Source organism: Ralstonia sp. 25mfcol4.1, from assembly GCF_900104095.1.
Taxonomy (GTDB): domain Bacteria; phylum Pseudomonadota; class Gammaproteobacteria; order Burkholderiales; family Burkholderiaceae; genus Cupriavidus.
Genome location: NZ_FNJO01000006.1, coordinates 93919 through 109200, shown reverse-complemented (window position 1 = coordinate 109200; position 15282 = coordinate 93919). Strand labels below are relative to the sequence as shown.

Here is a 15282-nt window from a genome sequence, read left to right as displayed (position 1 = left end):
ATATCCATACGCGATCTTCTTCGTTTGCGCCGTGTTGCGCGCGCCCTACGATCTGGCCTTTGCCCGTTCGGGAAATGCGCGGCAGCCGCCGGCGTCAGGCGCCGGCCAGCCCGCGCTGCAGGGCCGTTTTGAGCATCGAGAAGACATGTCGCGCCACAGGATTGACCGCATTGGGACGCGCCCACAGGTAGTACGTGACATCGGGCAGCCGTGGCAGGCCATCGCTTTCGCCCAGGATGCGCAAGTCGGCCTGCAGCAGGTCGATGCTGCGTGCCGTGACGCCCAGCCCGGCGCGCAACGCTGCCTTGATGCCGATCAGGCTTGGGGCCAGATAGGCGATACGCCACGGCACACCGGCCTGCGTCAGCGCCTCCAGCGACAGCTTGCGGAACAGGCTCGGCTCGTCGGCCAGGATCAGCGGCACCGGCGTGCCGCGCTCATAGACGAAATCCGCCGCGCAGACCCAGATGGTTGGCGTCGTACGCAGCACGATGCCTTCGAGCGCGCTGTCCTCTCGTGTGGAAACGGTCAGGTCGATTTCGCCGCGCCGCAGCGACTCCATCAGGAACGGGCTGCGGCCGACGTGGATCTCCAGCCGCAAGGCCGGCGACGACCGGGCGATGTGCGACAGCAGCACCGGCAGGATGGTATCGGCCACATCGTGCGGCGCACCAATGCGCAGCGAGCCGGTCAGGTCGCCCTCGCGCAATACGCGCAGCGCCTCGTCGTTGGTACTGAGCAGTTGCCGCGCATACTCAAGCAGCTTCTTGCCATGCCGCGTGAACTGCTTGCTGCGCCCCTGCCGCTCGAACAACGGCAGGTCCAGCTGCTCTTCCAGCCGCTGCATCTGCTGGGTCACCGCCGACTGGGTGCGCTGGACGGCCTCGGCGGCCGCCCCGAACGTCTCGTGATCGGCAATGGCCACCAGTGTTCGCAGCAGGTCGAGGTCAAGGTTTCGCATTCATTAGCGGCGCTAATGGGTTTTCGTCGCGCATTAAGTGGTTTTCAGAACGGGTGTTCATTACAGTGAAACACGAAGCACCGTTCTACCCCCGAAAAACAGAGATTGCAAGGATTGCTCGCACCATGTCCCTCGCAGCACAGCGCCAGTCCGCCGTTGGCGACACCATCGAATCCATTAGAAACATTGTAGACAAGGGCGGCGTTACCCGCGCCAGCCTGGCCGAAGTGCTACCCCTCGTGGAAGACCTGGCCGCCCGCACCGAGCTGTGGAATGAAGCCGACTACCCGCCGCCCGAGGTCAACGAGCGTCAGGCGCGCTACCTGATTGCCGAAGATCCGAACCAGACGTACGCGCTGTACCTGAACGTCATGCGGCCCGGCAAGCGCATTCCGCCGCACAACCACACCACCTGGGCCTGCGTGGCCGGCGTGAGCGGGGTGGAGTTCAACGACGTCTACGTGCGCACCGACGACGGCAGCCAGGCCGGCGTGGCCACGCTGGAACATTCGCACACCGTGGAAGTGGGCCCGCGCAACGGCATCGCCCTGCTGCCCGACGACATCCATTCGGTGGAAATCCGTGGCGATGCCGTCATCCGTCACCTGCACATGTACGGTCGCGCGCTGGAAACACTGACCGAACGGCTGACGTTCGACCTCGAGACCGGACGCTGCCAGATCATGAACGTGGGCGTACAGACCCGCCGCTAAGCCACAGCCCGACCGGGGCCGCCACGCGCCCCGCCAACTCCCGAGATCGAAGCCGATTCCTCGCTGTTTCAGCAAGGACGGCCCCCTTTTTGCCCAAATTTCATGACCCAGCCCACCTACACCGCCGTCGATGCCGTCACCCTGAAGGGCTGGCTGCACGATGCCGACGAAATCGCGTTGTTCGACGTCCGCGAACACGGCCAGTATGGCGAGGGCCATCCGTTCTATGCCGTGCCGATGCCTTACAGCCGGCTGGAACTCGATATCGGCCGGCTGGCCCCGCGCACCGATGCCCGTATCGTGCTGGCCGATGACGGCGACGGCGTGGCGCAGGCCGCTGCCGCGGCGCTGGCATCGCTCGGCTATACGAACCTGTTCGTGCTCGACGGCGGCATGCCGGCCTGGCGCGCGGCCGGCTATACGCTGTTCGCGGGCGTGAATGTTCCGTCGAAGACCTTCGGCGAACTGGCCGAGCACCACTACCACACGCCGCGCGTGACCGCGCAGGAACTGGCCGCGATGCAGGCCGGCCCGCAGGCGCCGGTCGTGCTCGACGGACGCCCCACCAGCGAATTCCGCAAGATGAACATTCCGGGCGCGATCTGCTGCCCCAACGGCGAGCTGGCCTATCGTCTGCGCGACCTGGTGCCCGACACCACCACGCCGATCGTCATCAACTGCGCCGGCCGCACGCGGAGCATCATCGGCGCCCAGTCGCTGATCAACTTCGGCGTAACCAATCCGGTCTACGCGCTCGAAAACGGCACGCAGGGCTGGTACCTGAACGATTTCGCGCTCGAACACGGCGGCACGGCGCGTTATCCGGACAATGGCCTGCCGCAGGACATCGACGCGGCCCGCCGCGCCGCCCAGGCGCTGACGCAACGCTTTGACGTCCCCCACATCGACGCCGCGCAGGCCAAGGCATGGCTGGCCGACACGACGCGCACCACGTTCCTGTGCGACGTGCGCACCGCCGAGGAATTCGCCGCCCAGACGCTGCCCGGCGCACAGCACACGCCCGGCGGCCAGTTGATACAGGCTACCGACCAGTACGTCGGCATCCGCCGCGCCCGGCTGGTGCTGTTCGACGCCGACGGCGTGCGCGCCCCGGTGGTGGCCAGCTGGCTGCGCCAGATGGGCCATGACGCGGTGGTGCTCGACGGCGGCCTGCAGGCCGGTCAGGCTGCCGGCGTGCGCGCCCCCCAGGGCCCAACGCATGAAGTGACCGCACTGCCGGGCACATCCGCCGCGCAGCTGGCAGCGGGCCTGTCCGACCAGTCGATGCTGGCACTGGACCTGCGCGGGAGCATGGCCTACCGCGCCGGACATGTCGCCGGGGCCCGCTGGTCCACCCGTGCCCGCCTGGCGCGGGACCTGCGCGGCGTGCCGCACGACACCACGCTGGTGCTGATTGGCGATGCCGACGGCGACGATCCCGCCGAGCTGGCCGTGGCCGATCTGCGCGCGCTGGGCTTCCGCAACCTGCGTCGGCTGCAAGGTGGCTTTGCGGCGTGGCGCGATGCCGGCCATGCCGTGCGCCAGGGCGCCGACACACTGCCCGACGCGCAGTGCATCGACTACCTGTTTTTCGTGCATGACCGCCACGACGGCAACAAGGCCGCCGCGCGCAAGTACCTGGCCTGGGAAACGGGCCTGATCGCCCAGCTCGACGCGCAGGAACTCGCCACGTTCCGCTTCCCCCCTGCCGGCTGACTGCCACCCGAGTCATCCCACTTTCAACCTGCCATAGAAGAACGAGGTCGCCCCCATGTCCCGTCCGATGTCATCCCGCCTGTCGTCACGTCTTGCGCAGTACCTGGTTGCCGTATGCGCCGTCACGCTGTCCACCGCCGCCGCGGCGCAGCAGCCCCTGGCCCCCGTCAACGGATTTCCGTCGCAGCCGCTGCGGATCGTGTCGCCGTTCCCGGCCGGCGGCGGCAACGATGCCGTGACCCGCGTGGTGGCCACGCGGCTGTCGCAGGTGCTGGGCCAGAGCGCCGTGACCGACAACCGGGGCGGCGCGGGCGGCAACATCGGCACGCGGTACGTGGCCGAGGCCAAGCCCGACGGCTATACGGTGCTGACCTCGCAGGTATCGATCATGGCCGTCAACCCGACGCTGTACCGCGCGCCCGGCTTCGATCCGGTCAGGCAGTTCATCCCGGTCACGCAGATCAACGCGGCACCGCTGGCCATCGTGGTATCGGCCAACGCCCCGTGGAAGACCTTCGAGGAACTGGCCACGCAGGCCAAGGCGCAGCCGAACAGGATCACGTTCGCCACGCCCGGAAACGGCACGCTGTCGCACCTGGTGGGCGTGGTGCTCGACAAGGACAGCCAGGTTTCGCTGCAGCATGTGCCCTACAAGGGCGCGGGTCCGGCCATCAACGACCTGCTCGGCGGGCAGGTGGATGTGCTGATCACGTCCACGTCGTCGGTGTCGGGCTTCATCCAGACCGGCCGCATGCGTGCGCTGGCCGTCACCAGCCCGCGCCGTCTCGGGGTATTCACCAAGGTGCCGACACTTGAAGAGCTGGGCTATCGCAATGCACGCTTCGAGGACTGGTACGGCTTCTTCGTACCGGCCGGCACGTCGCCGGAGCGCGTGGCGCTGCTGAACCGCGCCATCGTGCAGGTACTGCAGATGCCCGAGGTGGTGAAGACCATCAACGAAGGGGGCAGCGACGTGGTCGCCAACAGCCCGGAGGCCTTTGCCGCGCAGATGAAGCAGGACATTGCCCGCTGGTCGCAGATCGTCAAGCTGTCCGGCGCGCACGTGGACTGATCGACCGATGCAGGCACGCGCCTTGCGACACCCCCGTACAACATGCGCCAACCCACAGGCCAGCCAATGACGAAAGCGATCCCCACCCGCCTTGCCCATGCCGGACGCTCCACGGCCGTGCCCGGCGGACAGCCGGTCAACCCGCCCGTGGTGCGCGCCAGCACCGTGCTGTTCGAGTCCGTCGCGCAGCAGCGCGAGATGCGCGCCCGGCGCGACACCGAGCGGCTGTTCACGTACGGCGCGCGCGGCAATCCCACCAACTTCGCGCTCGAAGACATGGTGACCACGCTGGAAGACGGCTATCGCACGCGACTGTTTCCATCGGGCCTGGCCGCCGCCGCGATGACGATCCTGGCCTACGTGCGTCCCGGCCAGCATGTGCTGCTGCCCGATTGCGTCTACGAGCCGGTGCGCAACCTGGCCAACGGCTTCCTGCGCGAGCACGGCATCGCGGCCGATTTCTATGCGGCCAACGGCGCCGACCTGGACGCGAAGCTGCGCCCCGAGACGCGGCTGGTCTATGTCGAGGCGCCCGGTTCGCTGGTCTATGAGATGTGCGACCTGCCAGCGCTGGCGGCCCGCGCCCACTCCCACGGCGCGCTGGTGGCGGCGGACAACACCTGGGGTTCGGGCCTGCTGTACCGCCCCTTGACGCTCGGCGCCGACATCTCGCTGATGGCCGCCACCAAGTACCTGGGCGGCCATTCCGACGTGATGATGGGCACGGTCTGCACCACCGAGGCCGCGTGGCAGCCGCTGGCCACCATGGCCGATGCCTTCGGCATGACCGTGAGCCCCGACGACGCCTACCTGGTACAGCGCGGCATCCGTTCGCTCGGTGCGCGCCTGGCGCAGCACCAGACCAGCGCGCTGGCCGTGGCGCAGTGGCTGCTCGACCGCCCCGAGGTGGCCGACGTCTTCTGCCCCGCGCTGCCGCACGATCCCAATCACGCGCTGTGGCAGCGCGACTGCCACGGTACCAACGGCCTGCTGTCGTTCACGCTGCGCTCGCAGGCGCCGGTGGCGGCCGAACGCTTCGTCGACAGCCTGCGGCTGTTCGGCATCGGTGCCTCGTGGGGCGGCTTCGAAAGCCTGGCCGTGCTGGCCGACATGCGCCGCGCGCGCAGCGTCACGGACTGGTCCCGGCACGGCACCGTGATCCGCCTGCATATCGGCCTCGAAGCCGTCACCGACCTGCTGGCGGACCTGGATCAGGCATTCGCCGCCATCGCTCATCTCGAATCGACAGAAAAGGACACTTCCCATGCCCATCATCGGTGACTGGCTGCGCCAGCAATCCGGCCCTGCCCGCACCAGCGGCCAGCTGCCCGTAGGCTCGATGGCCTCGGGCATGTCCGTCTCGCTGCCCTACGTGGCCGTACGTGGCGCACGGCCGGGGCGCACGCTCTGGCTGCATGGCCAGGTGCATGGCGACGAGATCAACGGCATGGTGGCCGCCCTGCGTTTTGCACGCAGCCTGGACCCGGCCGCCATGCGTGGCAACGTGGTGGTCACGCCTACTGGCAATCCCCAGGCGCTGGACGCACGGCGCAAGCGCAATCCCTATGACGAGCTTGACCTCGACCAGACCTATCCGGGCAGCGCCGGCGGCCTGGTATCCGAGCGGCTGGCCCACGCGCTGATGAGCGAAATACGCGGCGTGGCCGACGTGCTCATCAACCTGCATACGATGAATCCGCTGTTCGATGCCCGCCCCTACACGGTCTACAAGGTCCACCCGGGCAGCAGCGTGACCGAGGCAGAAGTGCTGGCCGCCATGGCGCCGTTTCATCCCCACGTGGCCTGCCAGCAGGACGTGGGCGGCAAGGGCGAGCTGCCCGGCAACATCGCCGGCGCGCTCGACTACCAGTGCCTGGCCGCCGGGGTCTGCGCGTTCATGCTCGAACTGGGCAGCGGCAGCCGCTTCGAGGCCGACAACATCGCCGTGGCCGAGACCGGCTTCCACACGCTGGCCGTGCAGATGGGCATTCTCGACGGCCCGCCGGCCAAGCCCGCCGCCACCACGCTGCGGCGCGTGACACGGCGCGGCTGGATTACCGCCGATGACGGCGGCCTGTTCATTCCGGCGGCGCGGGCCGGAGACAAGCTCGGCGAAGGCGCCTCGATTGGCGACACGCTCAAGCTCGACGCCTCGCTCACGCCCGTCAAGCCGCTCGCGCGCGACGGCGTGCTGATCGGCCTGCGCAGCGACCCCGTTGTCCACACCGGCGAGCGCCTGGCCTTCGTGGCGTGGGAATGGGACACGGTATCGATCCAGTTTTCCGTTACGGCATGACAACGGCCTGCCCTCTCCCCCGCCCCTCTCCCGTGAACGCGAGAGGGGAGAAAACCAAGGGCCATTCGCATGCGCTGGTTCGCTCCCCTCTCCCGCTTGCGGGGGTCCGCGAGAGAGGGCAGACGCCACAACGCCTTACCAAGCCTTGAAGCAAGACCATCGGAGCCTCACCATGTTTGCCCACCGCGCCCTCGTTCTCAGCCTTGCCCTACTGACACCCCTGGCCCATGCGGCCTGGCCCGATCCGTCGAAGCCGATCCGCGTGGTGGTCGGCTTTCCGCCCGGCGGCGGCGCCGACGCGCTGGCCCGCGCCATTGCCCCCGCGCTGTCGGACCAGCTCAAGGCCAACGTCATCATCGACAACCGGCCCGGCGCGGGCGGCCTGATTGCCACGGACCTGGTGGCCAAGGCCGCGCCCGACGGCTACACGCTCTACATCGCGACGCCGGGATCGTTCACGATCTGGCCAAACCTGCGCAAGCTGGCCTACGACCCGCAGAAGGACTTCGCGCCGGTCAGCGTGCTGGTGACCATGCCCAACGTGCTGGTGACCGGCGCCGACACCCCGTACAAGGACGTGCAGGGCCTGCTGGCGGCCGTGAAGAGCGCCAACGGCAAGTTCTCGTACGCATCGGGCGGCAATGGCACGATCGGCCAGATCGCTGCCGAGCAGTTCAAGATGCTGGCCGGCGTGCAGATGCAGCATGTGCCGTACAAGGGCACCACCCCGGCGCTGACCGACGTGATGGGCGGCGTGGTGCCGATCACGTTCTCCGATCCGTCGGCCAAGCCGTTGATCGCGTCAGGCAAGCTGCGCGTGCTGGCGGTGACCACCGCCAAACGATCGCTGCAGTTCCCCGGCGTGCCGACGGTGGCCGAAGCCGGCGTGCCCGGTTACGAGGTCACCAACTGGTACGGGCTGGTGGCGCCGGCCGGCACCCCGCCCGATGTCATCACGCAGCTGAACAAGGCGCTGGTGAAGGTCATGGCCGACCCCGACATCCGCCACCGCCTGGCCCAGTCGGGCATGGATGCCACCTCGGACACGCCGCAGCAGTTCGCGAAGCTGCTCGATAGCGAGCGCGCCAAGTGGGGCGACCTGATCCGCAAGGCCGGCATCCAGGGCGATTGATACCGTGACTGTCCGCCGCTACCCGCAACTGGCGCACTGGGGTGCCTTCACGGCCGTCGTCGAGGATGGCAGGCTGGTCCGCTGCGAACCGTTCGCGGCCGATCCCAACCCGTCGCCCCTGCTCGATGCCATCGTGCCGATGGTGTACTCGCCCACGCGCATCCGTACCCCGATGGTGCGGCGCGGCTGGCTGGCGCAACGCGAGGCCAGCGACGGCCATGCGCGAGGGCGCGACGATTTCGTCGAGGTGTCGTGGGATGTCGCGCTCGACCTGGTGGCGGGCGAGATCCGGCGCGTACGCGAGGAACATGGCCCCGCCGGCGTGTTCGGCGGCTCCTACGGCTGGTCGTCGGCCGGGCGGCTGCACCACGCGCGCTCGCTGATCCGGCGCTTTCATTTCGCGGGCGGCGGCTGCGTCGACCAGGTAGGCAACTACAGCTGGGGCACCGCGCAGTTCCTGCTGCCGCATGTGATCGGCACCGACCGGCCGCTGACGGGCCGCGTCACGGCCTGGCCCAGCCTGATCGCCCATACCGAGGTCTTCGTGGCCTTCGGCGGGCTGGCGCTGAAGAATGGCCAGGTGTCGTCGGGCGGCGCCGCCGAGCATACGCAGGAACAGTGGCTGCGCAAGCTGGCCGCCAGCGGCGCCACGGTCATCAATATCAGCCCCACGCGCGACGATTGCCCCGGTTTCCTCGGCGCCGAATGGATTCCCATCCGCCCGAACACCGATGTCGCGCTGATGCTGGCGCTGGCCTACGAACTGCGCCGCGCGGGGGCGCACGACGCGGCATTCCTGCAGTCGCATTGCAGCGGCTGGGCCGAACTCGAAGCCTATTTGCTGGGCAGCGCCGACGGGGAACCGAAGACGCCCGCGTGGGCGGCCGCCATCACCGGCATTCCGGCCGCGCGCATCGCCCAATTGGCCGTCCAGCTGGCCGGCAAGCGCAGCTACCTCACCTGCAGTTTCGCCGTGCAGCGCCAGCATCGCGGCGAGCAGCCATACTGGATGGCCATTGCGCTGGCCGCCATGCTGGGCCAGATCGGCCTGCCGGGCGGGGGCTTCGGCTTCGGGCACGGATCGATGAATGGCGTGGGCAACCCGCGCGTGGCCACGCCGGGCCCGGAAATGCCAGTCGGCCGCAACCCGGCCAACCTCGACATCCCCTGCGCACGGCTGTCGGACATGCTGCTGAATCCGGGCACCGCCTACCGTTTCAAGGGCGAGACCCGCCACTATCCCGATGTGAAGCTGGTGCACTGGGCCGGCGGCAATCCGTTCCATCACCACCAGCAGCTGGCGCGGCTGCGCCAGGCATGGGCGCGCCCGCAGACCGTGATCGTGCAGGACATCTGCTGGACGGCGACCGCACGTCATGCCGATATCGTGCTGCCGGTTACCACCGCGCTGGAGCGCAACGATATCGGCGGCTCGTCGCGCGACCGCTACGTGCTGGCCATGCACCAGGCCATCGCGCCGCTGCATCAGGCGCGCAGCGACTTCGACATCTTTACCGATCTGTCCGATCGCCTCAGCTATCGCCAGGCCTTTACCGAAGACCGCGACGAACGCGGCTGGATCGCGTCGATCTACGCCCGCTGCCGAGACGCCCAGGCAAGCGCCGGCATCGAGCTGCCGCCGTTCGACCAGTTCTGGCGCAGCGGCCACGTGGCCCTGCCCGCCCCCGCCAATGACTTCGTGCTATTCGACGATTTCCGGCAAGACCCGCTGGCGCACCCGCTGCGCACCCCAAGCGGACGTATCGAGCTTGCCAGTCCGACCCTTGGCGCCATATCCAGGGACTGCGGCACCCATCCGAACTGGCAGCCGCCCGTCGAATGGCTGGGTGCGCCCGAAGCGCGGCGCCACCCGCTGCACCTGGTGTCGGTGCAGCCGGCCGACCGGCTCCACAGCCAGCTCGATGCTGCCCCGCTGGCACAGTCGGGCAAGGTGGCCGGCGCGGAGCGGATCACGCTGCATCCAGCCGACGCGGCGGCGCGCGGCCTGCACCCCGGCATGCGGGTGCGCGTACACAATGCGCGCGGCGCCATTGCCGCCGGGCTGGCGGTGAGCGATGGCGTGGCCCCGGGCGTGGCAATGATCGCCACGGGCGCCTGGTACGACCCCGATGCCGAAGGCGTGGACCGCGCCGGCGCCGCCAATACGCTGACGCTCGACATCGGCACATCGGACCTCACGCAGGGGCCGAACGCGATGAGCTGTCTGGTGGAGGTGTCGCGGGAGGGGTAGGTTCGGCTAGCCGCCCGCGGGGATGCGGTGGCCAGGATATGCATGGATCGCCGCCACGAACGATCCGGCCTGTTCGATCATTTGACGGGCATCTTCGGGCTCGACGGGCTCGACGGCCTCGACGGGCCCGACTTCATAGTCGGCCACATAGCGACGCGTTTCCGCGTGCCTGAGCAAAGCGGCCCAGTTCAAGGCGACAGTGCGCGTCCGGGTGAATCGGAAGTCGTCGGCCGCCGCCATTGGCGCCACCGTTTCGTAGCTGGCGCCGCAATCCCGTCGATTCAGCCCCTGCCCCTGGCAAGTGCCTTCGCCGTGGCTTATACCTGTGACATCGCAACGACATTCACGACGAGGACCGAGCCATGCGCCCCATGCATCCCCCCTTTCCGAACGCCAGCGCCGACGACGACCAGGCATGGGCCTACTGGCGCGCCCGGCGCATGGTGCGGGCGCTGCGCGGCTGGTATATCCATCTGCTGATCTACGTGGTGGTGAACGGCTGGCTGTGGCTGCGCTTTTTCTACTTTCCGACACCGTCGTGGTCGCATTACGCCACCTCGGGCTGGCCGTGGCCGCTGACCACCACGCTGGCCTGGGGGCTGGGGCTGGGCGTGCACGGCATCCTGGTCTGGACGCGCCTGTCGCGCTGGGGCCGCGACTGGGAAACCCGCAAGATCCAGGAATTCATGAACCGGCAGCGGTGACCGACGCCCCCCCGGCTACATCTGCCGGAATTTGTGCACGTAGGCGCGCGATACCGGCAGTTCCGTGTCGCCGCCGCGCATCCGGACGAACAGGCGCCCTGAATCGTCGCGCCGCGTGCCGGCCACGTGCTCCATGTTGACGATGGTCGAGCGGTGCACCTGCCAGAAGACCTCGGGATCCAGCCCGTCGATCAGTTCCTGCAGCGGCGTGCGGATCAGGTGTTCGCCGTCCGGCGTGTGGACCACCACGTATTTGTCGTCGCTCTGGAAATACAACACGTCCTGGATCGGCACGTGGCTGGTGGTGTTGCCCCGGCTCGCGCGCACCCACCGCAGCGGTCCCGCGCCTTCCGCGCGCGCCTGCCCCCGCGCCAGCTGCCCCAGCAGCTGCGCCAGTTCGGGCAGCGGCGCAGATTCCTGAAGCGCCTTGCGCAGCCGTTCGATGGTGCGGCCCAGCCGCTCGTCGGTGACGGGCTTTACCAGATAGTCGACGGCGGCGCGCTCGAACGCGTCAAGCGCGAACTCGTCGTAGGCGGTGACGAACACCAGGCGCGTGTCGGTCTCGATGCCCTGCGCCACTTCCAGCCCCGAAAGACCCGGCATCTTGATGTCCAGGAAGGCCACAGCGGGCGCCAGCCGGGCGATGGCCGCCGCCGCCTCCGGTCCGTTGGCGGCCTCTGCCACGATGTCCAGCTCCGGCCAGAGCCGGGCCAGCTTGCCGCGCAGGTGCGCGCGCAGGTGTTCCTCGTCATCGGCGATCAGGGCGGTGGGCTTCATGCGGTGTCTCCGTTCCGGCGTGCGCGTGGCAGCGGGATGTCGATCAGCACGGCGGTGCCGGGCGCGCGGTCTTCGATGCGGACGTGGGCATCGCCGTCATAGAGCACGGTCAGCCGCTCGCGCAGGTTGGACAAGCCTACCCCGGCATTGCCGCCCGGCCTGAAGCCCATGCCGTCGTCCTCGATCGTGGCCAGCATGCGCGGCCCGCGCCGTTCCAGCTTCACGAGCAGGCGGCCGCCTTCCACCTTCGGTTCGAGTCCGTGCTTGACGGCGTTTTCCACCACGGGCTGCAGCAGCATCGGCGCCAGCGGCACGGTGCCAAGCGATGCATCGACGTCCACCGTGTACCGCAGGCGCTCGCCCATGCGGATCTTGATCAGGGCGAGGTAGTCGCGCAGCAGCGTGGCTTCCTGCGCCACGGTGCCCTGCGTGGCCCGGCTGGCCGCCAGCGATGCCCGCAGGTACGCAATGAAGTGTTCGAGCATCAGCGTGGCCTTCTGCGGCGCGGGTTCGATCAGGCTCACCACGTTGGCCAGCGTGTTGAACAGGAAATGTGGCTCGATCTGGGCCTGCAGCAGCCGCATCTGCGCTTCCACCAGCTGTTTCTCGGTGGACAGCGTGCGCACCTGGTCGCGCGCCATGAATTCGGCGATCTTGCGCTCTTCCCAGCCCCGGCCCAGCAGGCCGACCCGGCTCCAGGTCATGATGCCGTGCACGGCCAGGCCGATGCCCCAGCCCATCAGCGGCGCACGCACCCAGGGCCGCTCGGGCGACGTTACCAGGTTGATGACAATCAGCAGCGCGTTGACCCCCACATAGATCAGCGCATGCATGTAGAAGAAGCGCAGCGCCCGCACGCGGCGGCGGGCGTCCTGATAGGCGCGCTGGTCGGCGGCGGTACGCCAGAGTTCTGGATCGACGGAACGCAAGGCGGAATCCCGGGCGGGTGTGGAGTTGCCGCGAGATTACCACCGGCGGTGGTCACGGAACACGGGAAAAGCGCGGATCGACAGGAATCCGGCGCCGCCCGCCAGCAAACGGCGCCAGTGGCAAGGCCCCGCCGAGGGGCCGTGCCGCGCCGCAGCACGATTCGCCGCTTGCGTTTCCTAGCGCGGAAACGGCCGGTGCAGCGGCAGATCGGGGTTCAGCCGCACGCCAAAGCCCGGCGCATCGAGCGCGGACGCCTTCATCCGGCCGTTGACGGGCACCGGCTCGTCCAGCAGTTGCGGATCGAACATCGGCACGATCTGGTCGGCGCCCGGCGACATGTTCAGGAATTCGGCAAACGGGCTGTTATGGCGCGTGATGACGAAGTGGTAGCTGTAGACCGACGACCCGTGCGGCACCACGAGCTTGCCGTGGGCGTCGGCCAGTGCCGAGATGCGGATCAGTTCGGTGATGCCGCCACACCAGCCCACGTCGGGCTGGATGATGTCGCAGCAACCCATCTCCAGTAGCATCCTGAAGCCCCAGCGCGTCGCCTCGTGCTCGCCCGTGGTCACCAGCATGCCGCGCGGCACGTTGCGGCGCAGTTCCGCGTAGCCCCAGTAATCGTCGGGCGGCAGCGCCTCCTCGATCCATTTCAGGCCGAAGTCGTGGTACGCCGCCTGCGCCAGGCGTGTGGCGTATTCCACGTCCAGGCTCATCCAGCAGTCGTACATGAGCCAGAAGTCCGGGCCGCAAGCCTCGCGCATCTGCCCCAGCCGTTCCAGATTTCGGCGCAGCCCCGCCTCGCCCTCGGCCGGCCCGTGGTGCAGCGGCAGCTTGCCGCCGATGAAACCCTGCTTCCTGGCGAAGTCGGGCCGCGCGCCGGTCATGTAGAACTGCAGTTCGTCGCGCACCGGGCCGCCCAGCAGCGCATGCACTGGTTCCTTCCTCACCTTGGCAAGCAGGTCCCACAGCGCCAGATCCACCCCCGAAATCGTGTTCAGCACGATGCCCTTGCGCCCGTAATACAGCGTGGCGTTGAACATCTGGTCCCAGATCTTCTCGATGTCGGTGACCCTCTGGCCCTCGATAAACCGCGCCAGGTGCTTCTCGACGATCCAGCAGCCCAGTTCGCCGCCCGTGGTGACGGCAAACCCGACCGTGCCGTCACTGGCCTCGACTTCCACCACCAGCGTACCCAGCACGTTGATGCCAAAGCTCTGCCGGCTGCGGCGATATTCGGGGTATTTCGCCATCGGCGTGGCGATGTGGTCGTCGATCCAGTGGCCGGCGCCCTGGTCGTGATAGTCGGCGCCGGCGCCGCGCAGCGTGAAGGCACGGACGTGCCGGATGGTAGGCATGCTCATGTTGCGGTGCTCCAGGAATCGGAATCAGGAAAACTGGCGATGGGCGGCCGGATTGGCCTGCGCCTGCGCCGGGCGCGCGCCGCGCAGCCCCAGGAACAGCAATCCGCCCACCACGGTAATCGCAGCCAGCAGGTTCATGCCCGCCGTGTGCGATGCAAACGCCTGCTCGGCCCACGTCTTGATGTTCGGCGCAACAAACCCGCCCAGCGCGCCCAGCGAATTGATCAGCGCAATGCCGCCGGCCGCCGCCGCGCCGCCGAGATAGCTGGTGGGAAAGGTCCAGAACAGCGGCTGCACGGCGATAAAGCCGGCCGCCGCGAAGCACAGCGCCGCCAGCGCCACCAGTGACGACGACGTATGCACGGACAGCGCAATGCCGGCCGCCGAGATCACCAGCGTGCCAAGCGCCAGCCGCGCATGGTTGCCGTGCCGTTCGGCCACGCGCGGCAGCACATAGGCCGCCGCCAGCGCGCAAACCCACGGAATGGCCGTGACCAGTCCCACCTCGACACCCACCTTCCTGCCGAGCAGCGCCGCCACCTGGGTCGGCAGGTAGAACACCACGCCGTACACGCTGGCCTGGATCAGGAAGTAGATCAGCGCCAGGAACAGCACCCGTCCGTTGCCGAGCGCCCGCATCACCGTGCTGGGGCCGTGCGCGGCCTTGAGCTGCTCCTCGCCCTCGATGGCCCGGGCCAGCGTCTCGCGTTCGTCGGCGCTGAGCCAGCGCGCGTCGCGCGGCTCGTTGTCGAGATACCAGTAGGCCCACACGCCCACCGCGCTGGCCAGCAGCCCTTCCACCAGGAACAGCCACTGCCATCCCTTCAGGCCCAGCGCGCCGTCGAATTCGAGCAGCAGGCCCGACAGCGGGCTGCCGAAGATAAAGGCCAGCGGCGCGCCGAAGTAGAACAGCCCCAGGACCCGCGTGCGCGAGCTGGCTGGAAACCACTTTGTCAGGTAGTAGATGACGCCGGGGAAGAAGCCAGCCTCGGCCACGCCCAGCAGGAAGCGCAGCACGTAGAAGCCGGTCTCGCCGCGCACGAACATCAGCGCGGCCGACACGAGGCCCCACGTCACCATGATGCGGCACATCCAGAGCCGTGCGCCCACCCGGTGCATGATCAGATTGCTGGGCACTTCCAGCAGCGCGTAGCCGATGAAGAACACGCCGGCACCGAGCGCGAACATCGCGTCGGAGATGCCGGTATCGAGCTGGAATGCCTTCTTGGCGAAGCCGATGTTGGCGCGGTCCAGGAACGCCAGCACGTACATCAGCAGCAGGAACGGCACCAGCCGCGCGATGGCCTTGGCCGTGACGGACGCCAGGTCCGGGCGATGGGATTGCATGACGAGTGTCTCCTCTGCG

The 15282-nt window shown here is 68.4% G+C and carries 14 protein-coding genes; 8 read left to right on the top strand and 6 right to left on the bottom strand.

What is annotated here, in order from left to right; genetic code table 11:
• Positions 1–94 precede the first annotated feature (94 nt).
• A complete protein-coding gene (locus BLQ58_RS12700) occupies positions 95–961 on the bottom strand; it encodes a LysR substrate-binding domain-containing protein (RefSeq protein ID WP_092598346.1) in 867 nt (288 codons plus the stop codon).
• A gap of 125 nt (positions 962–1086) precedes the next feature.
• Here BLQ58_RS12700 and BLQ58_RS12695 point away from each other — a divergent pair, with 125 nt between their 5' ends.
• The 7 genes from BLQ58_RS12695 (at position 1087) to BLQ58_RS12665 (ending at position 10141) form a co-directional block, all read left to right on the top strand.
• Positions 1087–1674 (top strand): cysteine dioxygenase family protein, encoded by a 588-nt coding sequence (locus BLQ58_RS12695; RefSeq protein WP_092598343.1) that lies wholly within the window; start codon positions 1087–1089, stop codon positions 1672–1674.
• A 102-nt stretch (positions 1675–1776) separates the two neighbouring features.
• Positions 1777–3390: a rhodanese-like domain-containing protein gene (locus BLQ58_RS12690; protein ID WP_092598339.1), complete on the top strand. Its 1614-nt coding sequence runs from the start codon at positions 1777–1779 to the stop codon at positions 3388–3390.
• A gap of 67 nt (positions 3391–3457) precedes the next feature.
• Positions 3458–4462, top strand: a complete 1005-nt coding sequence (locus BLQ58_RS12685) for a Bug family tripartite tricarboxylate transporter substrate binding protein (protein WP_092598336.1) — start codon at positions 3458–3460, stop codon at positions 4460–4462.
• A 66-nt stretch (positions 4463–4528) separates the two neighbouring features.
• Positions 4529–5743 (top strand): cystathionine beta-lyase, encoded by a 1215-nt coding sequence (gene metC / locus BLQ58_RS12680; RefSeq protein ID WP_092598333.1) that lies wholly within the window; start codon positions 4529–4531, stop codon positions 5741–5743.
• Positions 5727–6758 carry a M14 family metallopeptidase gene (locus tag BLQ58_RS12675; protein ID WP_092598329.1) on the top strand — a complete coding sequence of 344 codons (1032 nt, stop codon included), beginning with the start codon at positions 5727–5729 and terminating at the stop codon, positions 6756–6758. The genes metC and BLQ58_RS12675 overlap by 17 nt, the downstream gene beginning before the upstream one ends.
• Before the next feature lie 172 nt (positions 6759–6930).
• A complete protein-coding gene (locus tag BLQ58_RS12670; protein ID WP_092598326.1) occupies positions 6931–7890 on the top strand; it encodes a Bug family tripartite tricarboxylate transporter substrate binding protein in 960 nt (319 codons plus the stop codon).
• A gap of 4 nt (positions 7891–7894) precedes the next feature.
• Entirely contained in the window at positions 7895–10141 is a 2247-nt protein-coding gene (locus BLQ58_RS12665; RefSeq protein WP_092598323.1) for a molybdopterin-dependent oxidoreductase, read from the top strand.
• Positions 10142–10147: 6 nt separating this feature from the next.
• On the opposite strand, the gene BLQ58_RS12660 is transcribed toward BLQ58_RS12665, so the two are convergent.
• On the bottom strand, positions 10148–10381 hold the full coding sequence (locus tag BLQ58_RS12660; RefSeq protein ID WP_092598318.1) for a hypothetical protein: 234 nt from the start codon (positions 10379–10381) through the stop codon (positions 10148–10150).
• A gap of 122 nt (positions 10382–10503) precedes the next feature.
• On the opposite strand from BLQ58_RS12660, the gene BLQ58_RS12655 reads away from it, so the two are divergent.
• Complete coding sequence (locus BLQ58_RS12655) at positions 10504–10845, top strand: 2TM domain-containing protein (protein WP_092598315.1); 342 nt, start codon at positions 10504–10506, stop codon at positions 10843–10845.
• 15 nt (positions 10846–10860) lie between these two features.
• On the opposite strand, the gene BLQ58_RS12650 is transcribed toward BLQ58_RS12655, so the two are convergent.
• The 4 genes from BLQ58_RS12650 to BLQ58_RS12635 all read right to left on the bottom strand — a co-directional run bounded on the left by BLQ58_RS12650 (position 10861) and on the right by BLQ58_RS12635 (position 15263).
• A complete protein-coding gene (locus BLQ58_RS12650) occupies positions 10861–11622 on the bottom strand; it encodes a LytR/AlgR family response regulator transcription factor (RefSeq protein WP_092598312.1) in 762 nt (253 codons plus the stop codon).
• On the bottom strand, positions 11619–12551 hold the full coding sequence (locus BLQ58_RS12645; protein ID WP_302847644.1) for a sensor histidine kinase: 933 nt from the start codon (positions 12549–12551) through the stop codon (positions 11619–11621). The genes BLQ58_RS12650 and BLQ58_RS12645 overlap by 4 nt, the downstream gene beginning before the upstream one ends.
• Positions 12552–12728: 177 nt before the next feature.
• Positions 12729–13916, bottom strand: a complete 1188-nt coding sequence (gene rhmD, locus BLQ58_RS12640) for an L-rhamnonate dehydratase (protein ID WP_092598309.1) — start codon at positions 13914–13916, stop codon at positions 12729–12731.
• Between the two features lie 24 nt (positions 13917–13940).
• Positions 13941–15263 (bottom strand): MFS transporter, encoded by a 1323-nt coding sequence (locus BLQ58_RS12635; RefSeq protein ID WP_092598306.1) that lies wholly within the window; start codon positions 15261–15263, stop codon positions 13941–13943.
• Positions 15264–15282: the final 19 nt, after the last annotated feature.

Bases quoted from the DNA above. Each gene is read 5' to 3' on its own strand.
- BLQ58_RS12660 (WP_092598318.1), bottom strand. From the start codon at position 10,381: ATGGCGGCGGCCGACGACTTCCGATTCACCCGGACGCGCACTGTCGCC.
- BLQ58_RS12700 (WP_092598346.1), bottom strand. From the start codon at position 961: ATGCGAAACCTTGACCTCGACCTGCTGCGAACACTGGTGGCCATTGCC.
- BLQ58_RS12670 (WP_092598326.1), top strand. From the start codon at position 6,931: ATGTTTGCCCACCGCGCCCTCGTTCTCAGCCTTGCCCTACTGACACCC.
- BLQ58_RS12650 (WP_092598312.1), bottom strand. From the start codon at position 11,622: ATGAAGCCCACCGCCCTGATCGCCGATGACGAGGAACACCTGCGCGCG.
- metC (WP_092598333.1), top strand. From the start codon at position 4,529: ATGACGAAAGCGATCCCCACCCGCCTTGCCCATGCCGGACGCTCCACG.
- BLQ58_RS12695 (WP_092598343.1), top strand. From the start codon at position 1,087: ATGTCCCTCGCAGCACAGCGCCAGTCCGCCGTTGGCGACACCATCGAA.
- BLQ58_RS12685 (WP_092598336.1), top strand. From the start codon at position 3,458: ATGTCATCCCGCCTGTCGTCACGTCTTGCGCAGTACCTGGTTGCCGTA.
- BLQ58_RS12690 (WP_092598339.1), top strand. From the start codon at position 1,777: ATGACCCAGCCCACCTACACCGCCGTCGATGCCGTCACCCTGAAGGGC.
- BLQ58_RS12635 (WP_092598306.1), bottom strand. From the start codon at position 15,263: ATGCAATCCCATCGCCCGGACCTGGCGTCCGTCACGGCCAAGGCCATC.
- rhmD (WP_092598309.1), bottom strand. From the start codon at position 13,916: ATGAGCATGCCTACCATCCGGCACGTCCGTGCCTTCACGCTGCGCGGC.
- BLQ58_RS12675 (WP_092598329.1), top strand. From the start codon at position 5,727: ATGCCCATCATCGGTGACTGGCTGCGCCAGCAATCCGGCCCTGCCCGC.
- BLQ58_RS12655 (WP_092598315.1), top strand. From the start codon at position 10,504: ATGCGCCCCATGCATCCCCCCTTTCCGAACGCCAGCGCCGACGACGAC.